This window comes from Phycicoccus sp. Soil803 (genome assembly GCF_001429685.1).
GTDB lineage: Bacteria > Actinomycetota > Actinomycetes > Actinomycetales > Dermatophilaceae > Pedococcus.
The window spans coordinates 2,102,157-2,123,873 of sequence record NZ_LMST01000001.1 but is presented as its reverse complement, the minus strand read 5'-3'; the positions used below and the strand labels follow the sequence as shown (position 1 = coordinate 2,123,873).

Below are 21,717 nucleotides of genomic sequence, written 5' to 3'. Positions count from 1 at the left end.
ACGGTCGGCATGGCGGCAACGAAACCGACTACCCGGGCTCACGGTCCGCGGCCTGAGCCGTGGACCGGTGTGGACAGTGTGTGGACACTGACCACCAACCGGGATCGTTTCCGCTGGTCACGTGGGTGCCGAAGGCGGGACTTGAACCCGCACGCCCTTTCGAGCAGAGCATTTTGAGTGCTCCGTGTCTGCCATTCCACCACTTCGGCCGTGGCCACCTCAGCGGCCTCGGAAAGGATAGCGGTGCGCTGCTCCCGGACGACAAGGCGGCACCCGGCTCAGAGGGGTGCGCCCCGCGGGGGGTTGGCCACGTAGAGCACGCCACACGCCAGCACCACGATCGCCGCGGCCACCACCCCAGCATCACCGACCGGGGCGTGGGCCAGCGGGGCCCACCAGCGGGCAGGCTCCCCGCGCGGGGAAAGGACGCAGCTGGCGAACAGCAGGAAGCCGTAGAGCGTCGACCCACCCTCTGAGACCAGCGCGAGGAGACCGGAAAGCCCTGCGCCCCAGCCGATCACGAAGACCAGTCGTCGGGGTGCGAGCTCGAACCCCGACACCGACTCCGCGACCGCGACCACCAGGAGGAGCTGGATCACGAACCACAGCAAGCGATACCGCGCGCCGGACCGCACGCCCAAGGCAGCTGCGGCGCGCGACCGCAGGCTCAGCGCGAAGCCGACACAACTGCACAGCATGGCGAGCAGGCCGACCGTGATCCCTTGGTACGACTCGCCCAGCGGGCTGGCGAGGACGGGCTGACCGGTCACGAGGGCGAGCCCCCCGAGCGCCGTGGACAGCACCGCCAGACGCCAGTCGTGGTCGGCCAGCCAGCCGCGGATCACCGCGCCACTACTGGTTGCTGAACGATGGTGGCACCTTGGCCAGGTCGCACTCCTGGAGCGCCGTCGCTGCCTGTGTGACCAGCGCCCGCGACTGCTCGGCTCCCTTCGCGGTGAGGAGCCGGCCGTAGGGCTCGGTGATCCGAGCGGTCAGCTGGCTCATGACGAAGGACTCGACCAGCGCCTTGCTGTAGAACCACGAGTACGGTGGCGGCTCCGGGCCGGACCACAGCCCGCACGACAATGGGGCCACCACTCCGGCCACGACGGTCTGCAGTGTCAGGGGCGCGCGGAACGTGCCGGGGTCGACCAGCATCAGGTTGTCCAGGTGGTCCCGGCCGGGTTGCCACATGACGAAGCGGCCGGGTGAGGTCACCCCGAGCTGCCGCAGCACCGCGCCGGTCTGACCCGCCATCTCGGCGGCCCGGACCGCACGATCGCGGAACTCCGGCGGTGCACAGACGACGACCGGCGTGGCCGTGCAGGTGTCTGCGCGCTCCGGCCGGATGCCGTAGCTGTCGTTGGTCGGGAAGGTGAGCTGTCCCGCGACCAGGGCAGCGCCCAGCGCGACGAGCAGACCTGTCCTGCGCCGCGGAACGGTCACCAGGAGAGCCACGATGAGGGCGCCGACGAACGTCATCCAGACCAGCCGGGTCGCGAAGTAGGCCGGGTTGGCGACGGCCCCGAGCATCGTCCCGCTGGAGGTGTACTCGGCCAGGCCGGTGGCGATCGCCCCCATCCGGTCGAGGATGAGCACCGCGACCGTGAGCAGTGCCGCGACCACCGACCCCAGCCAGGACCTCAGCACGACCCCGAGGGCGTACCCGACCACGAAGACGAGCAGCGCGCCGCCGGTCTGGGTGAGCGCCGGCCACGGCGTGGCGTTGGGGATCGACGGCTCACTCCACTGGGAGGCCACGATCACGAACAGGTTGGCCACGGCATACAAGGCCACGACGGGGATCGCCCACGCCGCGAACGTCACCCGGAAGTGCCGCCACCGCTGTCGGCCGGCGGGGATCAGGGTGAGGATGCCCCCGACGTCGCGCCAACCGACGACGGCCGCACCACCGGCCAGCAGTGGAAGGACGAGCACCTGGGCGACCCCGATCGTCTCCTGTCCCCAGAGCGCGTCACCCATCCAGTCGGCGTCGCGCAGCGACAGCGTCGTCGCCATCGCCGCCAGCATCAGGCCGGTCACCAGCCACACGAGGCGTCCGCGCAGCTGCGCCCTCATGCGCTGCGCTCCTCGGGCTCGATCAGGCCGAGGAGGAAGCTCTCGGCCGACTGGGAGGCACGACCGAGGTCGGCGCGCAGCAGGTCGCCCTCGAGCGGCGGGCCGACCACGCCGGCCTGCACCGTGACCATCTGGTCGCAGAACTCGACCGATGCGGACGCCTCGTGGGTGGCGACCACGACCGGCAGCCGCCCCGCGAGCTCGCGCATCAGCTCCCAGATGCTGCGCGCTGCCCCGACGTCGAGCGAGGCGGTCGGCTCGTCGAGCAGCAGCACCGTCGGCGAGCCGAGCAGGCACTGACCGACCAGGGCCCGCTGCTGCCAGCCGCCACTGAGCTGCCGCATCGGGATGACGGCGTGCTCGACCAGCCCAGCCAGCTCCAGCGCCGACTGCACCTCGGGCTCACGATCGGGCCGGCGGACCCCACGCAAAGCAGCGAGGTAGCGGTAGAGGTCGACCACCGACGACGCGCTGGACAGCCGGGCGACCTGGGGCAGGACGTTCGTCCGGTCGGCGAGCTCGACCTCGCCCCGCGTGGGGCCGAGCTGCCCGGAGAGCAGCTGCAGCAGCGTCGACTTGCCCGCCCCGTTGAGGCCCACGACGGCAGTCAGCCCGGGCCGGGTGCGCCAGTCGGGGCAGGCGAGCACGAAGCTCCCGCGCCGGACCGTGACGTCCCGCAGCCGAGGACGGAGGTCACCCTCGTCGCCCTCGGCTGCGAGCCGATGGTCGGCAGTCACCACTTCTGGTTGGTCCAGGCGCTGCCCTTGCAGGCGTCGGGACCGGCCTTGTCGTTCTGGCAGGCCTCGCCACGCAGCTCAGCGGCGTCGTACTGGGTGTTGAGGTTGCCGTTGACGAACTTGTCGACCCAGGAAGACGTGGCGTTGTCGACCCCACGGGCATCGTGCGGACCGTCGAACTGCGGGACCGTGTAGTTGTAGTGGATCTTGGCGTAGGCCGGACTACCACCCGGTCGCGGGTCGGACGAGGTGGCGTGTCCCCCGATCACGTCGAGCCCGTAGTCGACGCCCACCGTCCCCTTGCCCTGCGCCACCAGGGTCGAGCCCTCGTAGGCGTTGACGATGCCCCAGTTGTAGTAGTTGGCGAAGGCCGGTGCCGCCAGCACCGTCAGGCCGAGACCGCAGACCACCGGGACCGAGGCCCAGCGCTTGATGGGTGTCATGAGTTTCCCCTCTCCATGGATGTGACCACCGGGAGGCAGGCATGCCCCACCGGCAGGGACGCATCCACGAAGAGCCACGCCGCAGCCACCGACCCGTCGGCACCTGCGGGCGGCTCAGCTCACCCCTGAGACCCGCCCCGTTCGAACGCGGCCATACAACCACACCATGCTAGGTCTGGCTAGGTTTCTTCCACAGCCTTCGACGATAAGGGGTCAGCCAAGCACGGAAGCAGCCAACCACCGGCGCCGGGGTCAGTCGGCGAGGTCCTCGTAGGCCGGCGCCACCTTGTTGATGGCGTCGCCCATCTTGTGCACGCGCAGCGCGTTCGTGGAGCCGGGGATGCCGGGCGGCGAGCCGGCGACGATGACGACGAGGTCACCTTCCTGGGCGCGTCCGGAGGCGAGCAGCGACTTGTCGACCTGCTGGGCCATCTGGTCGGTGTGGCGGGCCATCGGCACCAGGTAGGTCTCGATGCCCCACGCCAGGGCGAGTCGCGAGCGGGTGTGCGGCTCCGGTGTGAAGGCCAGCATGGGGATCCGCGGACGGATCCGCGACATCCGCTTCGCGGTGTCGCCGGACTGGCTGAAGGTGATGAGGTACTTCGCGCCGAGCAGCTCGCCGATCTCGACGGCGGCGGCCGCCACGGCCCCACCCATCGTGTGCGGCTTCGTGCCCAGCGGACGGATCCGCTCGAGCCCGTGCTCCTCGGTGCTCTCGATGATGCGGGCCATGGTCTGCACGGCGAGGATCGGATAGGCACCGACGCTGGTCTCCCCCGAGAGCATCAGCGCGTCGGCACCGTCGAGGACGGCGTTCGCGGCGTCGGAGGCCTCGGCGCGGGTCGGGCGCGGGTTCTCGATCATCGACTCGAGCACCTGGGTGGCGACGATGACCGGCTTGGCGTTGCGGCGCGCGATCTCGATGGCTTCCTTCTGGACGATCGGCACCTCCTCGAGCGGCAGCTCGACGCCGAGGTCACCACGGGCCACCATCACGCCGTCGAACGCCTCGATGATCTCGACGAGGTTGTCGACCGCCTGCGGCTTCTCGATCTTGGCGATGACGGGCAGCCGCACCCCGACCTCGTCCATCACCGCGTGCACGTCGTCGAGGTCGGCGGCCGAGCGCACGAACGACAGGGCGATCATGTCGGCGCGCAGCCCGAGCGCCCAGCGCAGGTCTTCCTTGTCCTTCTCCGACAGCGCCGGCACGGAGACCGCGACGCCGGGAAGGTTGATCCCCTTGTTGTTGGAGACCGTGCCGCCGACGGTGACGACGCACTTCACGTCGGTCTCGCTGACGTCGGTCGCCTGCAGGCAGACCTTGCCGTCGTCGATGAGGAGCAGGTCGCCGGGGCGGACGTCGCCGGGCAGGCCCTTGTAGGTCGTGCCGACCTCGGTCACCGACCCCTCGACGTCGCGGGTGGTGATGGTGAACTCGGCGCCGTTGACCAGGTCGACCGGGCCGTCCTTGAAGCGCGCCGTGCGGATCTTGGGACCCTGCAGGTCGACCAGGACGCCGACCGCGTGACCGGTCTCGTCACTGGCCCGGCGGATCTCCTGGTAGATCTTCTCGTGGTCGGCGTACTCGCCGTGCGAGAGGTTGAGGCGGGCCACATCCATCCCCGCGTCGACGAGCTGGCGGATCCCCTCTGGGGTGGATACAGCCGGGCCCAATGTGCAGACGATCTTGGCGCGACGCATGTCCTCGACCCTATCGGTCGACCCATCCCGAACGTGACCCCGGTCACCCTGCGGACACCGGAGTTGGGGGTATGCCGCGTGCCGCCTTTTCGGGTCAGACGACGAGCGGGCGGTCGTTCGGGTTGATCGGGCGGGGCAGCGCCGTGGCGCCGGTGAGGAAGCGGTCGACACCGGCCGCCGCAGAGCGGCCCTCGGCGATGGCCCACACGATGAGCGACTGCCCACGACCGGCGTCACCAGCCACGAACACGCCGGGGACCGACGACATGTAGTCCTGGTCGCGCTTGACGTTGGAACGCTCGTCGAGCTCGACCTCGAGCTGCTCGACGACGCCCGGGCCCTGCGGCCCGAGGAACCCCATCGCGAGCAGGATCAGCTGGGCCGGCAGCACGCGCTCGGTGCCCTCGACCTCCTCGAAGCCCTGGTCGCCCATGCGGACCTCGACGACCCGGATGCCGGAGACCTTCCCGTCCTCGCCGAGGATCTCCTTGGTGGACGTGGCGTAGACGCGCTCCCCGCCCTCCTCGTGGGCCGACGCGACGCGGAAGAGCATCGGGTAGGTGGGCCACGGCTGACCTGCGACCCGCTCCTCGCCGGGCTGCGGCATGATCTCGAGGCTGGTGACCGAGCGGGCGCCCTGGCGGTGCGAGGTGCCGATGCAGTCGGCGCCGGTGTCGCCACCGCCGATGACGATGACGTCCTTGCCCTCGGCGGTGACCTGTCCCTCGACGGTCTCGCCCAGGGCGACGCGGTTGGCCGGCGGGAGGAAGTCCATCGCCTGCATGACGCCGTCGAGCTCGCGCCCGGGCACCGGCAGGTCACGCGGGACGGTCGCCCCGATGGCCAGGACGACAGCGTCGTAGCGGTCGCGCAGCTGCTTGCCGGTCACGTCGCCACCGACGTCGACGCCGCTGCGGAAGCGGGTGCCCTCGGCCTCCATCTGGGCGATGCGGCGGTCGAGGACCGACTTCTCCATCTTGAACTCGGGGATGCCGTAGCGCAGCAGGCCACCGGGCTTGTCGGCCCGCTCGTAGACCGCGACGGTGTGACCGGCGCGGGTGAGCTGCTGGGCCGCGGCCAGTCCCGCCGGACCGGAGCCGACGACGGCGACGGTCTTGCCGGAGAGCCGCTCGGGCGCCTGCGGCTGGACGTAGCCGGCGTCGAAGGCACGGTCGATCGTCGTGACCTCGATCTGCTTGATGGTCACCGCGGGCTGGTTGATCCCGAGGACGCAGGCCGTCTCACACGGTGCAGGGCAGAGCCGACCGGTGAACTCCGGGAAGTTGTTCGTGGCGTGCAGCCGCTCGATGGCCTCGCGCCAGTCGCCCTTCCAGGCCAGGTCGTTCCACTCGGGGATGAGGTTGCCGAGGGGACAACCGCTGTGGCAGAACGGGATCCCGCAGTCCATGCAGCGCCCCGCCTGCCGCTGCAGCTGGCCGAGCTCCTGCTCCTCGTAGACCTCTTTCCAGTCCCTGATCCGGACCGGCACGGGGCGACGGGCGGGCAGCTCGCGCTCCCGCGTCTTCAGAAAACCTTGGGGGTCAGCCACGGGAGGCCTCCATGATCCGCTCCCAGACCTCGGAGCCGTTGACGTCTAGTCCCTCCGCCTCGGCGGCGGCGCGCACGTCGAGGACGCGCTGGTAGTCACGCGGGAGGACCAGGGTGAACCGCGACCTCGCGGACTCCCACTCCTCGAGCAGCCGGGCCGCGATGGGCGACTCGGTCTCCGCCACGTGTTGGGCGAGCAGCTCGCGCACGACCGTCTCGTCGTCGGGGCGGAGCCCGGAGACGTCGACGAGCTCGGTGTTGACCCGGCTCTCGTCGAGGTCGAGGACGTAGGCCACTCCCCCGGACATGCCGGCCGCGAAGTTGCGCCCGGTCGGGCCGAGCACGAGGACGGTGCCGCCGGTCATGTACTCGCAGCCGTGGTCCCCGACACCCTCGACGACGGCGGTCGCGCCGGAGTTGCGGACGCAGAAGCGCTCGCCGACGAGTCCGCGCAGGAAGATCTGGCCCGTGGTGGCGCCGTAGCCGATGACGTTGCCGGCAATGACGTTCGCCTCGGCCTGCAGCGGGGCGGCGCGGTCGGGACGGACCACGACGCGACCACCGGACAGGCCCTTGCCCACGTAGTCGTTCGCGTCACCCACCAGGCGCAGCGTGATGCCGCGCGGCAGGAACGCGCCGAGCGACTGGCCCGCCGAACCGGTCAGGGTCAGGTCGATCGTGTTGTCGGGCAGCCCGTCGGGGTGCGCCTTGGTGACCTCGTGTCCGAGCAGCGTGCCGATCGTGCGGTTGACGTTGCGGACCGCGACCTCGCCGACCACCGGGGTGCCGTCGTTGATGGCCTCCCGCGCGATGGTGATGAGGTGGTGGTCGAGGGCCTTCTCCAGCCCGTGGTCCTGGGTCGTCGTGTTGCGCCGGGCCGAGCCGTCCGGGCTCTCCACGTCGGTGAAGATCGGCGCCAGGTCGAGCCCAGCGGCCTTCCAGTGGTTGACGGCGCGGGTGGCGTCGATGGCCGACACCTGGCCGATGGCCTCCTCGATGCTGCGGAAGCCCAGCGCCGCCAGGTGCTCGCGGACCTCCTCGGCGACGTACTCGAAGAACGTCTCGACGAACTCGGGCTTGCCGGAGAAGCGCGCGCGCAGCTCGGGGTTCTGGGTGGCGATGCCCACCGGACAGGTGTCGAGGTGGCAGACCCGCATCATGATGCAGCCGCTGACGACCAGCGGAGCCGTGGCGAACCCGAACTCCTCGGCACCGAGCAGCGCGGCGATGACGACGTCGCGGCCGGTCTTGAGCTGACCGTCGCACTGCACGACGATCCGGTCGCGCAACCCGTTGAGCACCAAGGTCTGCTGGGTCTCGGCGAGGCCGATCTCCCACGGCCCACCGGCGTGCTTGAGCGAGGTGAGCGGGGACGCGCCGGTGCCACCGTCGTGACCGGAGATGAGGACCACGTCGGAGTGCGCCTTGGAGACACCCGCCGCGACCGTGCCGACGCCGATCTCGGAGACCAGCTTCACGTGGATCCGAGCCTCGGGGTTGGCGTTCTTGAGGTCGTGGATCAGCTGGGCGAGGTCCTCGATCGAGTAGATGTCGTGGTGCGGCGGCGGGCTGATCAGGCCGACACCCGGCGTGGAGTGCCGGGTCGTGGCGATCCAGGGGTAGACCTTGTGGCCGGGCAGCTGTCCGCCCTCACCGGGCTTGGCACCCTGCGCCATCTTGATCTGGATGTCGCCCGCCTTGGTCAGGTAGAGCGAGGTCACGCCGAACCGGCCGGACGCGACCTGCTTGATCGTCGAGCGCCGCTCGGGGTCCATCAGGCGGTCGATGTCCTCGCCCCCCTCACCGGTGTTGGAGCGACCGCCGATGCGGTTCATCGCGATGGCCAGCGTCTCGTGGGCTTCCTGGCTGATCGAGCCGTAGGACATCGCCCCGGTGTTGAACCGCTTGACGATCTCGCTGATCGGCTCGACCTCGTCGATCGGGACCGCGGGGCGCGGCGACGGGCCGCCGAGCGTGAATAGGCCACGCAGCGTCATCAGCCGCTCGGACTGCTCGTCGATCCGCGAGGTGTACTGCTTGAAGATGTCGTAGCGCCGCTGCCGCGTCGAGTGCTGCAGGCGGAAGACGGTGTCGGGGTCGAACAGGTGCGGCTCACCTTCGCGCCGCCACTGGTACTCACCGCCCACACCGAGCTTGCGGTGCGGGAGCCGCACCCCGTCCGGAGGGTATGCCGCGGCGTGCCGGGCCGCGGTCTCCGCGGCGAGCACGTCGAGGCCGACGCCACCGAGCTGGCTCACCGTGCCGGTGAAGTAGCGGTCGACGAGCTCCTGCGAGAGCCCGAGGGCCTCGAAGACCTGGGCGCCGCGGTAGGACGCGACCGTGGAGATACCCATCTTCGACATCACCTTGAGGACGCCCTTGCCGAGCGCCTTGATGAGGTTCGCGACGGCCTGGTCGGCGGTGACGCCCTCGATGGCGCCGGAGCGCACCAGGTCCTCCACCGACTCCATCGCGAGGTAGGGGTTGACCGCGGCCGCGCCATAGCCGATGAGCAAGGCGACGTGGTGGACCTCGCGCACGTCGCCGGCCTCGACGACGAGCCCCACGAGGGTGCGGGTCTTCTCGCGGATCAGGTGGTGGTGCACCGCCGAGGTGAGGAGGAGCGACGGGATCGGCGCGTAGTCGCGACCGGAGTCACGGTCGGAGAGCACGACGAAGCGGGCACCCTCGGCGATCGCTGCTGACACCTCCGCGAAGATCTCCTCGAGCCGCGCGGTCATCGCAGCGGCCCCACCGGTGACGTCGTAGAGCCCGCGCACGACGTGCGTCGCGTAGCCCGGCAGGTCGCCGTCGGCGTTGACGTGGACGATCTTGGCGAGGTCGTCGTTGTCGATCACGGGGAACGGCAGGACGACCTGGCGCGCGTGCGCAGGTCCCGCCGCGAGGGCGTTGCCCTCCGGACCGATGACGGTGCCCAGCGAGGTGACGAGCTCCTCGCGGATCGCGTCGAGCGGCGGGTTGGTCACCTGCGCGAACAGCTGGGTGAAGTAGTCGAAGACCAGCCGCGGACGGTCCGACAGCACGGCGATCGGGGTGTCGGTGCCCATCGAGCCGAGCGCCTCTCCCCCTGTCCTGGCCATCGGGGTGAGGAGGATCTTGAGCTCCTCCTGGGTGTAGCCGAAGGTCTGCTGGCGCCGGGCCACCGAGGCCGCGGTGTGCACGATGTGCTCGCGCTCGGGCAGGTCGTCGAGGTGGATGAGGCCGGCGTGCAGCCACTCGTCGTAGGGGTGCTGGGCGGCCAGCGACGACTTCACCTCGTCGTCGGACACGATGCGGCCGTGCTCGGTGTCGACGAGGAACATCCGCCCCGGCTGGAGCCGGCCCTTGCGCACGACCCGCGTCGGGTCGAGGTCGAGGACCCCCGACTCGGAGGCGAGGACGACGAGCCCGTCGTCGGTCACCGAGTAGCGACCGGGACGCAGGCCGTTGCGGTCCAGGACGGCGCCGATGAGCGACCCGTCGGTGAAGGTCACGCAGGCGGGGCCGTCCCACGGCTCCATGAATGTCGAGTGGAACTCGTAGAAGGCCCGTCGGGCCGGGTCCATCTCGGTGTTGTTCTCCCACGCCTCAGGGATCATCATGAGCACCGCGTGGGGCAGCGGGCGTCCGCCGAGGTGCAACAGCTCGAGCGCCTCGTCGAAGGAGGCCGAGTCGGAGGCCTCGGGGGTGCAGATCGGGAACAGTCGGTCGAGGTCACCCGGGATGACGTCGGAGACCAGCTGGCTCTCGCGGGCGCTCATCCAGTTGCGGTTGCCCTTGACGGTGTTGATCTCGCCGTTGTGGGCGATCAGCCGGTAGGGGTGCGCGAGCGGCCAGCTCGGGAAGGTGTTGGTCGAGAACCGGGAGTGCACCAGCGCGAGCTGGGTCTCGAACCGGCGGTCGGACAGGTCGGGGAAGAACGGCTCGAGCTGCCCGGTGGTGAGCATGCCCTTGTAGACGAGCGTGCGACAGGACAGCGAGGGGAAGTAGACCTCGGTCTCGCGCTCGGCGCGCTTGCGCAGGCAGAAGGCGAGCCGGTCCAGCCCCAGCCCGACCATCCGGCCGACCGCGGCGGACACGAACAGCTGGCGGAAGAACGGCATGCAGTCGCGGGCGGCCTGGCCCACGAGCTCGGCGGCGACCGGCACGTCGCGCCAGCCCAGGACGGTGAGCCCCTCCTCGGCGGCGAGCTCCTCGATCCGGGCCACCACCTGGGCCCGCTCGGTCTCGTCGGTCGGCAGGAAGGCGGTGCCCACGGCATACGCGCCGTTGACCGGGAGGTCGAACTCGACCACCTCGCGGAAGAACGCATCGGGGATCTGGGTGAGGATGCCGGCGCCGTCGCCGACCAGCGGGTCGGCGCCGGTGGCGCCGCGGTGGTCGAGGTTGCGCAGGGCGGTCAGCGCGTGGTCGACGATGTCGTGACCTGCACTTCCCCGCATCGTCGCCACGAGGGCCACGCCGCAAGCGTCGTGCTCGTGCTCGCGGCGGTAGAGGCCCGTGTCGGCGGGCTGGGCGGAGAAGCGCGCAGGAGTCACGTTCGGGTCACCGTCCTTGGGGGGAGTCAAGTGCGTTGTGGAACCCAAGTTGGGCACACCATTTCACGCGCGTGGACGGCCTTGGCCACGGCTGCAGGAAGGATAGCCGGTGGGCCGTTTGTCCCGCCATGTGAGCCGACCTATTCCGTATGTTGAGACGTGACCTCTCGGGGGACCGCCACCTCGCGGCGCCTCCCGAACCAGACGATGGCGATGCCGAGCAGGAAGACCAGGATGCTGGTCCATACGTTGACCCGCACGCCGAAGATCGTGTTGGCCTCGTCGCTGCGCATCAGCTCGAAGACGATCCGGCCCATCGGGTAGCCGATCACGTAGAGGCCGAAGAGCTGGCCCTTGCGCAGCGCCCAGCGGCGGTCCACGAGCACGAGGACGAGGGCCAGGAGCAGGCACCACAGGGACTCGTAGAGGAAGGTCGGCTGGAAGGTGCCGAGCACGATGGCCTTGCCGTTCGCGTCCCGCACCGCGTGGCCGGCGGACTGGTCCCACTCGTGGATGGTCAGGCCCCAGGGCAGGTCGGTCGGCCGGCCGTAGAGCTCGTTGTTGAACCAGTTGCCCCAGCGGCCCAGCGCCTGCGCGACGGCCACCCCGGGGGCTGCGGCGTCGATGTAGTCCAGGAACGGCACCCCGTGACGGCGGGCGCCGATCCAGGCGCCGAGCGCACCCAGGGAGATGGCGCCCCAGATGCCCAGGCCGCCCTCCCAGATGTACAGCGCCTTGAGCGGGTGACCGCCCGCGCCGAAGTAGGGCTCGGGCGTCGTGATGACGTGGTAGATCCGGCCGCCGATGATGCCGAACGGGACCGCCCAGGCCGAGATGTCGACGGCCTTCTCCTTGGCGTGCCCCCGGTCGACGAGTCGCCGACCGGTGATCCAGACGGCGACCACGATGCCCGCGAGGATGCACAGCGCGTAGCCACGCAGCGGGAAGGGCCCGAGGTGCCAGACACCGGAGGACGGGCTGGGCAGCGACCCCGGGAGGCCGCTCGGCAGGGTTGCCAGCGAGATCACTTGGTCGCGGCCTTGACCTCGGCGGCGAGCTTGTCGCGGGTGAGGCCACTGAGGTCGACGACCTTGCCGTTGAGCTTGACCGTCGGGGTGCCGTTGACGCCGTCCTTCTCCGACTGGGTCTGCACCGACTCGACCCACTGGTTGTGCGACTTGGCCGCATAGCACTGCTCCCACGTGGTGAGGGTGGGACCGTCGAGCCCGGCCTGCACGGCGAACCTCTTGAGGTCGGCGTCGGTGTAGCCGGCGCCCTCGGTCTTGGGCTGACCCTGGAAGGTGGCGGCGTGGTACTGCAGGAACTTGTCGGCGTCAGCGGCACACGAGGCGGCGTTCGCGGCGCGGTTCGAGGAGTCGTTGCGGAGGTTGTCGTCGAGGAACGACAGGGGGTGGGCGACCAGCTTCACCTGGTTGGCCTTGACCAGGTCGACGATCTGGAGCCCGAAGATCTCCTCGAACCGCGCACAGACCGGGCACTGGAAGTCCTCGTAGAGGTCCAGGGTGGGCACGTTCGCGGGCGCAGTGGGGTTCACGACGATGCCGGCGCCCATCGCCGCGACGTTCTTGGGAAGGGCCGACCCGCCCGCCGTAGTGGCCTCCTTCTTGTCGCTGCTGCCCAGGATCACCGCCGTGATGACCGCTGCGAGCACGACCACCACGACCACCGTCGCCACCACGATGCGGTTCGCGCCGCCGTTGCCCCCGCTCTTGGCGTTGCGGATGCCGCCCTTCGGGGCTGCGGCCTGGATCTTGGCCTTGCGGCTGGCGCTGGTGCTGGTCATGCGTGGGGCTGCCTCTCGTGGTCCGAACTGTGCTGGTCGCCGAACAGGGTCCGCTCGAGGCTGAGGACCGACCGAGGTCGCACCGTCAGCCACAGGGCGCAGGCGAGCAGCCCGACGTCGCGGGCGATCTCCTGCGGATACTGCGTCTGGGAGGCCGCAATGGTTCCCCCCTTGCCGAAACAACCGCAGTCGATGGACAGGCCACGGGCCCAGGCCGAGGCGATCCCGATGATGAAGACCACCATCAGGAAGCCGCCCACGACGGCACTGAACCGGGTGAACAACCCCAGGATCAGCAGCACGGCGATCGCGACCTCGAGGATCGGCAGGCCGTAGCCGAGGTAGCCGGCCATGTCGTAGGGCAGCAGCTGGTAGGCCCGGACCGACCGCGCGGAGGTCTCGAGGTGGCCGACCTTGAGCAGCCCGGCCACGAGGACCACACCACCCAGGATGAGCCGGGCGAGCAGCCCGATGACGTCGCGGACCCGCGGGGTCGACAGCAGGCTCACCTCAGCGACCGCTCCGGACGCCCTCGGCCAGCTCACCGACCAGGGCGCGGAGCGAGGCGAGGCCGGCGGCCGGGTCGTCCGCCTCGGTGAGGCACCGCACCAGCGCAGAGCCCACGATCACGCCGTCGGCGTAGGCGGCGACCTCGGCCGCCTGCGACCCGCCGGAGACCCCGAGGCCCACGCACACCGGCTTGTCGGTGACCGCCTTGGTGCGGTTGACGATGACTGCCGCGGCGTCGCCCATCGACGTCCTGGCGCCGGTCACGCCCATGTGCGACACGGCATACACGAAGCCACGGCACTGGGCGGTCACGGCGGCGATGCGCTGCTCCGTGGAGCTGGGGGCGACCAGGAAGACGCGGTCGAGGCCGGTCTCGTCGCTCGCGGCGATCCACTCGGCCGCCTCGTCGGGGATGAGGTCGGGCGTGATGATGCCCGCGCCACCGGCGGCCGCGAGGTCACGCGCGAAGGCGGTGGGCCCGTGGCGCAGGATGAGGTTCCAGTAGGACATCACGAGTGGCGGGGCCCCGGCGTCGCGGACCGCTCGCGTCGCGGCGAAGGCGTCGGCGACGTGGACCCCGCGCTTGAGCGCCTGGTCGGCGGCGTAGGCGATCACCGGACCGTCCATCAGCGGGTCGCTGTAGGGGATGCCGACCTCGACGATGTCGACGCCCGCCTCGACCATCGCGACCATCGCCTCGATCGAGCCCGCGACCGAGGGGAAGCCGACGGGGAGGTATCCGACGAGCGCGGCGCGGTTCTCGGCGCGGCACTGCTCGAGGACGGCGCCGACCCCGATGCCCGTGGTCGTGGGGCTCACAGCTGGGTCCTTCCGTCGCCCTCGGCGCGCGGCTCGTCGGCCGTGCCGCTCCGGACCGGGTCGGTCTCGATGAGGCCGAACCACTCGGCGGCCGTGTGCATGTCCTTGTCGCCGCGCCCCGACAGGTTGACCAGGAGCAGGGCGTCAGGGCCGAGCTCGCGACCGACCTCGATCGCGCCGGCGAGGGCGTGCGCCGACTCCAGGGCCGGGATGATCCCCTCGGTGCGGCAGAGCAGCTCGAAGGCCTTCATGGTCTGCTCGTCGGTGGCGTAGCGGTACTCGGCGCGACCTGTGTCGCGCAGGTGGGCGTGCTCCGGGCCGACGCTCGGGTAGTCGAGCCCCGCCGAGATCGAGTGCGACTCGAGGGTCTGGCCGTCGTCGTCCTGCATGAGGTAGCTGAAGGTGCCGTGCAGCACCCCCGGCGAGCTGGCCGCGAACCGCGCGGCGTGCCGGCCGGACTCGATGCCCTCTCCCCCGGCCTCGATGCCGATCAGCCGGACCGCGGCGTCGTCGATGAACCGGTGGAAGATGCCCATCGCGTTGGATCCCCCACCGACACAGGCGATCACGGCGTCGGGGAGTCGTCCGGTCAGGTCGAGGACCTGGGCGCGCGCCTCGACCCCGATCACGCGGTGGAAGTCGCGGACCATCTCGGGGAACGGGTGCGGCCCCGTCACGGTGCCGAGGATGTAGTGGGTGTTGCCGACGTTGGTGACCCAGTCGCGCAGGGCGTCGTTGATGGCGTCCTTGAGGGTCGCGCTGCCGGTCGGGACGGCGACCACCTCGGCACCGAGCATCCGCATGCGGGCGACGTTGAGGGCCTGGCGCTCGGTGTCGACCTTGCCCATGTAGATGACGCACTCGAGGCCCATGAGGGCGGCCGCGGTGGCGGTCGCGACGCCGTGCTGACCGGCACCGGTCTCGGCGATCACCCGCGTCTTGCCCATCCGCTTGGTCAGCAGGGCCTGCGCCAGCACGTTGTTGATCTTGTGCGAACCGGTGTGGTTGAGGTCCTCGCGCTTGAGGATGATCCGGGCGCCACCGGCGTGGGCGGCGAACCGCGGCACCTCGGTGATGATGCTCGGACGGCCCGTGTAGGTGCGGTGCAGGCGCTCGAGCTCGCCCATGAACTCGGGGTCGACCATCGCCTTGCGGCGCGCCTCGTCGAGCTCCTCCAGCGCGGGGATGAGGGCCTCGGGCACGTAGCGGCCGCCGAAGTCGCCGAAGCGTCCGGGGCGGGCCAGGGGCTCAGGGGTCAGGCCGGTCATGGTGTGGCTCCCGCCGCGATGAGTTCGTATGCCGCGCGGCGCGGGTCGCTGCCCCGCACCAGTGCCTCGCCCACGAGCACGGCATCGGCGCCTTCACCCGCGAACCGGGCGGCGTCCTGCGGTCCTCCGACCCCGGACTCGGCCACCTTGACACAGGAGTCCGGGATCAAGGGGGTGAGTCGAGCGAAGGTGTCGGGGTCGACGGCGAGCGTCTTGAGGTTGCGGGCGTTGACCCCGATCACCGAGGCGCCTGCGTCGACGGCTCGACGGGTCTCGTCCTCGTCGTGCACCTCGACCAGCGCGGTCATGCCCAGCTCGTGGGCCAGCCCGTGCATCCGGACGAGGTCGTCCTGCCCCAGCGCCGCGACGATGAGCAGGACAAGGTCGGCGCCGTGGGCCCGGGCCTCGAAGAGCTGGTAGTCGTCGACCATGAAGTCCTTGCGCAGCACCGGGATCCGCACCGCCTTGCGCACCGCGTCGAGGTCGTCGAGCGAGCCGTGGAACCGGCGGCGCTCGGTGAGGACGCTGACCGCGGTGGCTCCGCCCGCCTCGTACTCCGCAGCGAGGGCGGCGGGGTCGGCGATCGGTGCCAGCGCGCCCTTGCTGGGGCTGGCGCGCTTGACCTCGGCGATCAGCGCCAGGCCGGGACGACGGAGGGCTGACTCGGCGTCGAGGGCGGGGGCGGCTGCTGCCGCCAGCTCCTCGATGCGGTCACGGCCGACGACCGCCTGCGCGCCGGCGAGGTCTTCGCGGACGCCGGCAACGATGTCGTCGAGCACGGTGGGCATGTCGACAGGCTATCCAGCGGAACTGGGAGCTCCCTGTAGGGGTCAGCCGGTGGACGGGTGGCCGCCCTACCGCACGCCGGCCCGGCGACGCCGGGCATGCGCCGCCGGCTACTTGATGCCGACCTCGGGCTTGTTGCTGTCGGGGGTGTCCGGGCCGTCGAGCGTGGTCGCGCCGTAGCCGGCGAGCGACAGCACCTTCCCAGCCACGGCACCGATGACGCAGATGACCATGCCGATGACGAACACCGCGACGTTGGCGATGGCGACACCCCAGGCAGCGATGGCCGACCCGAGGAGGATGACGCCGACTCCCGTCCACGCGGCAACGCTGTGCCCGTGGTCTTCTTCGTGGATCTCTTGGTCTGCCATCGGCTTGGCTCCTGCTGGTGGTTAGTGGTCGTGCGCGGTGGGCCGGTGACTGCGGGTCGTGGCCGGGTCGGCGCCCATTCTGTCAGGTGCTCGCGCCGCCGTCGCGCAGCGTGGGGTCGTCCCCGGCATCCAGTCGGTCCCAGTCCGTGGCGACGCGCTGGCCCCGCGCTCCGGCGGAGCTGGTCGGGGCTTCGTAGCGGGCGCCCAGCCCCCGCCACCGGGAGGCACCCAGCCAGCCCGCGACCGAGGCGAGCAGCAGCAGCGCGCCGGCCACGACACAGATCCACGGCCACGCGGTGATCGTGGCGTGCGTCTCGATGGTCCCCGTGCGTCCGGCGGCCTTGGCGGCGATGGCGCCGAGGGGGTCCTCGGGCGCCAGGGCGACGCGGGCGGCCACGACCGCCTCCGCGATGCCGGCCAGGGCCAGCACGCCCAGGGTGAGCCGGCGGACCAGCGCACCGCTGGTCGCACTGGCCAGGGCAGCCGCGGCTCCCACGAGCGCCAGGGCGACGACGCCCGAGGCCACCTCGGTGCCGGTGCCGGAGATCCTGCTCGCCCCGAGCACCGCATCGTCCACGGTGCCGTTGACCCACACCCGGCCACCACTGGACAGCAGGATGCCGGAGCCCACGAGGGCCAGCAGCACGACCGCGAGCTTGGAGGTCAGCCGAGAGCGGTTCACTCGACGGTCCTCAGCGCTGCGGCCGTGGCCACCGCGCGCAGGGCTGCCGCAGCCTTGTTGACGGTCTCCTCGAACTCCGACGTCGGCACCGAGTCGGCGACGATCCCGGCGCCGGCCTGCACGTGGGCGGTGCCGTCCTTGATGACGGCGGTCCGGATCGCGATCGCCATGTCGAGGTCGCCGTGGAAGTCGAGGTAGCCGACGACCCCGCCGTAGACCCCGCGACGGCTGGGCTCGTAGTGCTCGATCAGGCTGAGCGCCCGGGGCTTCGGCGCGCCGGACAGCGTGCCGGCCGGGAAGGTCGCGACCAGCACGTCGTAGGCGGACTGGTCGGGGCGGATGTCGCCCACGACGGTCGACTCGAGGTGGGTCACGTGCGAGTAGCGCCGGACGTTCATGAACTCGACGACGTCGACCGTGCCTGCGGCGCACACGCGCTGGAGGTCGTTGCGGCCCAGGTCGACGAGCATCACGTGCTCGGCCCGCTCCTTGGGGTCGGCGAGCAGGTCCTCGGCGAGCCGCTGGTCGTCCTCCGGGGTCTTGCCCCGCGGGCGCGAGCCGGCGATCGGGTGGGTGATGGCGCGACGACCGGTCACCTTGACCAGGGCCTCCGGCGACGAGCCGACCACGTCGTAGGTCGTGCCGTCGCCGGCCGGGAGCCGCAGGAGGTACATGTAGGGGCTCGGGTTCGAGGACCGCAGCGCGCGGTAGACGTCGAGGGCGTCCGCGGGGCACGGCGTCGAGAACCGTTGCGACAGCACGACCTGGAACACCTCCCCCGCGCGGATGTCCTCCTTGGCCTGCTCGACCATCTCCTCGAAGTCGGCCTGGGTCAGGTTGCTGCGCACCTCGTCGCGGGCCGCGGCGAAGGCGGCCCGGTCGACGGTGGCCACCGTCGACGCGGCATCGGCGGCCAGGTCGCTGGTCATGGCGTCGAGCCGGAACACGGCGTCGGCCCAGGCGTCCTCGACCCGCTCGTCGGTGGCGTCGTAGTTCACCGCGTTGGCCACGAGCAGCACCGAACCGTCGGCATGGTCGAGCACCGCGAGGTCGGTCGCGAGCATCATCGAGATCTCGGGCAACCCCAGCTCATCGGGCAGGGTGGCCGGCACCTTCTCCCACCGACGGACGGCGTCGTAGGTGATCGCGCCGACCATGCCGCCGGTCAGCGGGGGCAGGCCCTCGATGGGTTCGGTGGCGAGGGCCGCCACGGTGTCACGCAGCGCCTCGAGGGGGTTGCCGTCCGTGGGGACGCCCACCGGCGGCTCACCCACCCAGTGCGCCCGGCCGTCGCGCTCGGTCAGCGTCGCCCGGCTGGCGGCGCCCACGATCGAGTAGCGCGACCAGACGCCGCCGTGCTCGGCGGACTCGAGCAGGAACGTGCCGGGCGCGTCCTGGGCGAGCTTGCGGTAGAGGCCGACCGGGGTCTCGGCGTCGGCCATCAGCCGCCGCACCACCGGGATGACGCGACGGTCCTTGGCCAGGATCTGGAAGGTCTCGAGGTTCGGCCAGGTGGTGCCGAACGACAGGTCGGGGCTGACGTCCGTCACGGCTCGACCACGCTCGCCCCGAGGTCGCCGGCGTCGAAACAGGTGCGGTCTCCGGTGTGGCAGGCGGCGCCGACCTGGTCGACGCGCACGAGCAGGGCGTCACCGTCGCAGTCGAGCGCCACCGAGCGCACGTGCTGGACGTGGCCGCTGGTGTCGCCCTTGCGCCAGTACTCACCTCGACTGCGCGACCAGAACGTCACGCGACCCTCGCCGAGGGTGCGGCGCAGCGCCTCGTCGTCCATCCAGCCCAGCATCAGCACCTCACCGGTGTCGTGCTGCTGGACGATGGCCGCCACGAGGCCCTGCGCGTCACGCTTGAGGCGCGCCGCGATGGCCGGGTCGAGGACTGCTGGCGAGGTCACCCCGCCATTCTGCCGTGCGTGGGCCCGAAGGGTCCGGCCCGCCCACCATCCGACGGGTATGCCGCGTGCTCACGTGCGCTGCCCGCGTACGTCCTCAGGTGACGAGGTGGGCGACCGGCCAGGCGATCAGCGCGAAGCGAGCAAGCCGTCCGGTCAGGCACCCTGCGATGAACAGGGGCAGCCGCAGCCGCGCCGTCCCGGCCACCACGCTGACCGCCGCCAGTGGAGGCAGGCCGACCGTCGCACTCAGCAGGACGACGGAGGTCCCGGCCAGCGGCCGGGCGAGCAGCCTCAGGAGGTGTTCCGGCCGCAGCCACGAGGGAGTCCGTGCCGCGAGCCCTGCCACCCACCGCGGGCGGGGCCGGATGCTGCGGGCACGGGCGCGGGCGCGGGCCCTGGAGCGGACGCGGTCCACGAGCCGGCCGACCCGGCCGTCCGAGTGGAGACGTTGCGGTCCCTCGCGAGCCGTGAGGTAGATCAACACCTTGGCGAAGCACTGCCCGACCGTGAGGCTGACGGCCAGGCCCAGCCAGAGGTGCGGGTTGCCTGCGGTGGCCGCCGTGAGCACCGCCTCCGCGTTGATGACCGGGACCAGGCCAGCGGCCGTTCCGGCGCCCAGGACCCCGAACAGGAGTCCAGCACTCCCCAGCTCAACTGCAGCGCTCATGGCTCAGGTCCATGGCGGTCGTCCTGACCAGCAGGTGCAGGCGGAAGCAGGACCACACCTTCGCCACGAGGACGGCGACGGCGAACACCGTCGCCAGCCCCACCTGACCGGCCAGGCAGGCCAGCACGATGCAGGAGGTGTTGAGCGCCTTCGCCGGCCGGGACCAGTTCCAGCGCCAGAGGAGCAGGTCGACGCCGTGGAAGTCGTTGGGGCCCAACACCTCGAAGGCGAGGAACCCCAGGGACAGCATCGTGTCCACGACCGCGAACTCGATGACGTAGATCGCCATGGGGATGGCGAGCCGCGGATCGAGCGCGACGAAGCAGGCCGCGCAGGTGAGGCTGTTGGCCCGGTCGGCGACGATGTCGAAGACTGCGCCGATCCGGGTCTCGAGGCCCATCCGCCGGGCCACCTCGCCGTCGGCCATGTCGCCGACCCAGTAGACGAGGTAGGAGGCGACCAGCAGACCGGGACTCGAGTGGGCCAGGGCGGCCATGGCGAGGACGAGCGAGAGGACCGTCCGCAGGACAGTGATGGCGTTCGGTGCCGTGAGGACGGGGTCGTGGTCGACCCCTCTGGGACTGGGGGCCACCGCAGCGGGTGACCACACCTCAGCCCAGCGCACGAGACCACTCCCCCAGCTGGGCGGCGGGTGCCGACGGGCGGGCGAACTGGCTGACCGTGCCGGAGGCGTCGACGAAGGCGACGACCCCCTCGTCCCACGCGTTCTGGTTGCCCCTGTTGGCCGCGGCGTCCAGGAACCAGACCGCGGAGAGGGGCACGGCGGCATACCCGACGGGCACCCCCAGGTCGCCCACCTCCGACTCGATCTCGGCCACGGGCCGCGGGTTGAACTTGTCGCCGGTGGGGTCGCTGACCAGCCCGAGCAAAGGAGGGTGCGAGGCGTTGCGCGCGATGAGGGGCTTCAGCCGCTGCACGGTCGCAGACACCTGGGGTCCGGTGCCGACGACCAGGACCAGGGGCTTGCCGCGGTAGTCCGCCCAGGCCAGCTCCCCGCCCCCGAGTCGCTCCACCGTGAAGTCGGGGACCGTGGAGTTGTCGAGCGCGTCCGGACCACCGCCCAGCTCGTGCGACACCTCCTGTCCCGGGGTCGTGCCGCAGACCTCGTCCATCCAGCCGGCCACCTCGGGGGTCGGTGGCGGGAGCGACCCGACCGGCGACGCCTCCCCCACCCGCCTCAGGGTGGCAAGTGCCCGGACGGCCGGCCGGATCCCGTCGCCGTCGGGACGCTCGCGGAAGTCGGAGACGGTGATGACGAGCTCACCGGTGACCAGGGTGAGCTCACCCATGACCACGCCGGCGGGCACGCCGAGCTGTGGGTCGAGGCGCTGGCAGGTCAGCCCGTCGACGTCCGGTCGCCAGTCGTTCGTGGAGACCACGACCGGGTCGGAGCACCCGCCGTCGCCGGAGGACTCGCAGGTGCCGTAGTCGGCCTGGACCTGGAAGGCGGGGGCGTTCTCCTCGACGAGGTCGAGCCAGGTCAGCGGGAGGTCGTCGTAGGACGAACCCAGGTAGTAGGCCGGCTTGCCGGTGGCCGCTATCTGGTCCACCGCGGCCCGGAAGTCGTTGCTGCTCAACGCTTGTCCGGTGCCGAAGCTGCTGCCCGCGCCGCAGGCCGCGAGGGCCAGCACGAGGGCGACGGCAGTCGTCACGGGGAGCAGGGTGGGCGGTCTCATCGAAGATCCTCTCGTAGCCCCTGCTCTGGGTGGATGGCTGCAGCGTGCCGCTCAGCGGCTCACGCCCGCGTCGGCGGTGCAGCCCGACTTCGTCGTCCCCAGGGGTGGTTCGCGTGTGGACCACAGGACGACGTCCCGAGGCCACCCACCCG

20 protein-coding genes and 1 tRNA gene are annotated in these 21,717 nt (G+C 71.2%); all 21 read right to left on the bottom strand.

What is annotated here, in order from left to right; genetic code table 11:
• Positions 1 to 126: 126 nt before the first annotated feature.
• The 21 genes from ASG95_RS09785 to ASG95_RS21595 all read right to left on the bottom strand — a co-directional run bounded on the left by ASG95_RS09785 (position 127) and on the right by ASG95_RS21595 (position 21,565).
• A tRNA-Leu gene (locus tag ASG95_RS09785) sits at positions 127 to 209 on the bottom strand.
• Between the two features lie 69 nt (positions 210 to 278).
• Positions 279 to 845 (bottom strand): hypothetical protein, encoded by a 567-nt coding sequence (locus ASG95_RS09780; protein ID WP_057377318.1) that lies wholly within the window; start codon positions 843 to 845, stop codon positions 279 to 281.
• A 7-nt stretch (positions 846 to 852) separates the two neighbouring features.
• Positions 853 to 2,079, bottom strand: a complete 1,227-nt coding sequence (locus ASG95_RS09775; RefSeq protein ID WP_057377317.1) for a hypothetical protein — start codon at positions 2,077 to 2,079, stop codon at positions 853 to 855.
• Positions 2,076 to 2,816 carry an ATP-binding cassette domain-containing protein gene (locus tag ASG95_RS09770; RefSeq protein ID WP_162259382.1) on the bottom strand — a complete coding sequence of 247 codons (741 nt, stop codon included), beginning with the start codon at positions 2,814 to 2,816 and terminating at the stop codon, positions 2,076 to 2,078. The genes ASG95_RS09775 and ASG95_RS09770 overlap by 4 nt, the downstream gene beginning before the upstream one ends.
• Entirely contained in the window at positions 2,813 to 3,259 is a 447-nt protein-coding gene (locus ASG95_RS09765; protein WP_057377315.1) for a hypothetical protein, read from the bottom strand. The genes ASG95_RS09770 and ASG95_RS09765 overlap by 4 nt, the downstream gene beginning before the upstream one ends.
• A 252-nt stretch (positions 3,260 to 3,511) precedes the next feature.
• Positions 3,512 to 4,963, bottom strand: a complete 1,452-nt coding sequence (pyk, locus tag ASG95_RS09760; protein ID WP_056923297.1) for a pyruvate kinase — start codon at positions 4,961 to 4,963, stop codon at positions 3,512 to 3,514.
• Positions 4,964 to 5,057: 94 nt separating this feature from the next.
• Positions 5,058 to 6,512, bottom strand: coding sequence for a glutamate synthase subunit beta (locus ASG95_RS09755; RefSeq protein WP_056923298.1), 1,455 nt, complete (start codon positions 6,510 to 6,512; stop codon positions 5,058 to 5,060).
• Entirely contained in the window at positions 6,505 to 11,079 is a 4,575-nt protein-coding gene (gltB, locus tag ASG95_RS09750) for a glutamate synthase large subunit (protein ID WP_369820372.1), read from the bottom strand. Before gltB ends, ASG95_RS09755 begins: the two co-directional genes overlap by 8 nt.
• 110 nt (positions 11,080 to 11,189) lie before the next feature.
• A complete protein-coding gene (gene lgt / locus ASG95_RS09745; protein WP_235543706.1) occupies positions 11,190 to 12,077 on the bottom strand; it encodes a prolipoprotein diacylglyceryl transferase in 888 nt (295 codons plus the stop codon).
• Positions 12,074 to 12,853: a thioredoxin domain-containing protein gene (locus ASG95_RS09740; RefSeq protein ID WP_057377313.1), complete on the bottom strand. Its 780-nt coding sequence runs from the start codon at positions 12,851 to 12,853 to the stop codon at positions 12,074 to 12,076. Before ASG95_RS09740 ends, lgt begins: the two co-directional genes overlap by 4 nt.
• Positions 12,850 to 13,362 carry a DoxX family protein gene (locus tag ASG95_RS09735; RefSeq protein WP_235543691.1) on the bottom strand — a complete coding sequence of 171 codons (513 nt, stop codon included), beginning with the start codon at positions 13,360 to 13,362 and terminating at the stop codon, positions 12,850 to 12,852. Before ASG95_RS09735 ends, ASG95_RS09740 begins: the two co-directional genes overlap by 4 nt.
• Before the next feature lies 1 nt (position 13,363).
• Positions 13,364 to 14,182 (bottom strand): tryptophan synthase subunit alpha, encoded by an 819-nt coding sequence (gene trpA, locus ASG95_RS09730; RefSeq protein ID WP_369820371.1) that lies wholly within the window; start codon positions 14,180 to 14,182, stop codon positions 13,364 to 13,366.
• Complete coding sequence (trpB, locus tag ASG95_RS09725) at positions 14,179 to 15,450, bottom strand: tryptophan synthase subunit beta (protein WP_057377312.1); 1,272 nt, start codon at positions 15,448 to 15,450, stop codon at positions 14,179 to 14,181. Before trpB ends, trpA begins: the two co-directional genes overlap by 4 nt.
• Positions 15,447 to 16,238, bottom strand: coding sequence for an indole-3-glycerol phosphate synthase TrpC (gene trpC, locus ASG95_RS09720; protein ID WP_057377311.1), 792 nt, complete (start codon positions 16,236 to 16,238; stop codon positions 15,447 to 15,449). The genes trpB and trpC overlap by 4 nt, the downstream gene beginning before the upstream one ends.
• Before the next feature lie 108 nt (positions 16,239 to 16,346).
• Positions 16,347 to 16,607, bottom strand: coding sequence for an HGxxPAAW family protein (locus tag ASG95_RS09715; RefSeq protein ID WP_200961328.1), 261 nt, complete (start codon positions 16,605 to 16,607; stop codon positions 16,347 to 16,349).
• Positions 16,608 to 16,689: 82 nt separating this feature from the next.
• Positions 16,690 to 17,289, bottom strand: coding sequence for a Trp biosynthesis-associated membrane protein (locus ASG95_RS09710; RefSeq protein WP_057377310.1), 600 nt, complete (start codon positions 17,287 to 17,289; stop codon positions 16,690 to 16,692).
• The gene (locus ASG95_RS09705; RefSeq protein ID WP_057377309.1) at positions 17,286 to 18,839 is read right to left on the bottom strand and encodes an anthranilate synthase component I; all 1,554 of its coding nucleotides are present in this window, start codon (positions 18,837 to 18,839) and stop codon (positions 17,286 to 17,288) included. The genes ASG95_RS09710 and ASG95_RS09705 overlap by 4 nt, the downstream gene beginning before the upstream one ends.
• Positions 18,836 to 19,201, bottom strand: a complete 366-nt coding sequence (gene hisI, locus ASG95_RS09700) for a phosphoribosyl-AMP cyclohydrolase (RefSeq protein ID WP_056923306.1) — start codon at positions 19,199 to 19,201, stop codon at positions 18,836 to 18,838. The genes ASG95_RS09705 and hisI overlap by 4 nt, the downstream gene beginning before the upstream one ends.
• 94 nt (positions 19,202 to 19,295) lie before the next feature.
• Entirely contained in the window at positions 19,296 to 19,868 is a 573-nt protein-coding gene (locus ASG95_RS09695) for a hypothetical protein (protein ID WP_057377308.1), read from the bottom strand.
• Positions 19,852 to 20,493: a CDP-alcohol phosphatidyltransferase family protein gene (locus tag ASG95_RS09690; protein ID WP_057377307.1), complete on the bottom strand. Its 642-nt coding sequence runs from the start codon at positions 20,491 to 20,493 to the stop codon at positions 19,852 to 19,854. Before ASG95_RS09690 ends, ASG95_RS09695 begins: the two co-directional genes overlap by 17 nt.
• Entirely contained in the window at positions 20,480 to 21,565 is a 1,086-nt protein-coding gene (locus ASG95_RS21595) for a hypothetical protein (RefSeq protein WP_057377306.1), read from the bottom strand. The genes ASG95_RS09690 and ASG95_RS21595 overlap by 14 nt, the downstream gene beginning before the upstream one ends.
• Positions 21,566 to 21,717: the final 152 nt, after the last annotated feature.

Coding starts and splice junctions, on each gene's coding strand:
- trpB (WP_057377312.1), bottom strand. CDS start 15,450: ATGACCGGCCTGACCCCTGAGCCCCTGGCCCGCCCCGGACGCTTCGGC.
- ASG95_RS09715 (WP_200961328.1), bottom strand. CDS start 16,607: ATGGCAGACCAAGAGATCCACGAAGAAGACCACGGGCACAGCGTTGCC.
- ASG95_RS09775 (WP_057377317.1), bottom strand. CDS start 2,079: ATGAGGGCGCAGCTGCGCGGACGCCTCGTGTGGCTGGTGACCGGCCTG.
- ASG95_RS21595 (WP_057377306.1), bottom strand. CDS start 21,565: ATGAGACCGCCCACCCTGCTCCCCGTGACGACTGCCGTCGCCCTCGTG.
- trpC (WP_057377311.1), bottom strand. CDS start 16,238: ATGCCCACCGTGCTCGACGACATCGTTGCCGGCGTCCGCGAAGACCTC.
- ASG95_RS09695 (WP_057377308.1), bottom strand. CDS start 19,868: ATGAGCGCTGCAGTTGAGCTGGGGAGTGCTGGACTCCTGTTCGGGGTC.
- ASG95_RS09740 (WP_057377313.1), bottom strand. CDS start 12,853: ATGACCAGCACCAGCGCCAGCCGCAAGGCCAAGATCCAGGCCGCAGCC.
- ASG95_RS09765 (WP_057377315.1), bottom strand. CDS start 3,259: ATGACACCCATCAAGCGCTGGGCCTCGGTCCCGGTGGTCTGCGGTCTC.
- pyk (WP_056923297.1), bottom strand. CDS start 4,963: ATGCGTCGCGCCAAGATCGTCTGCACATTGGGCCCGGCTGTATCCACC.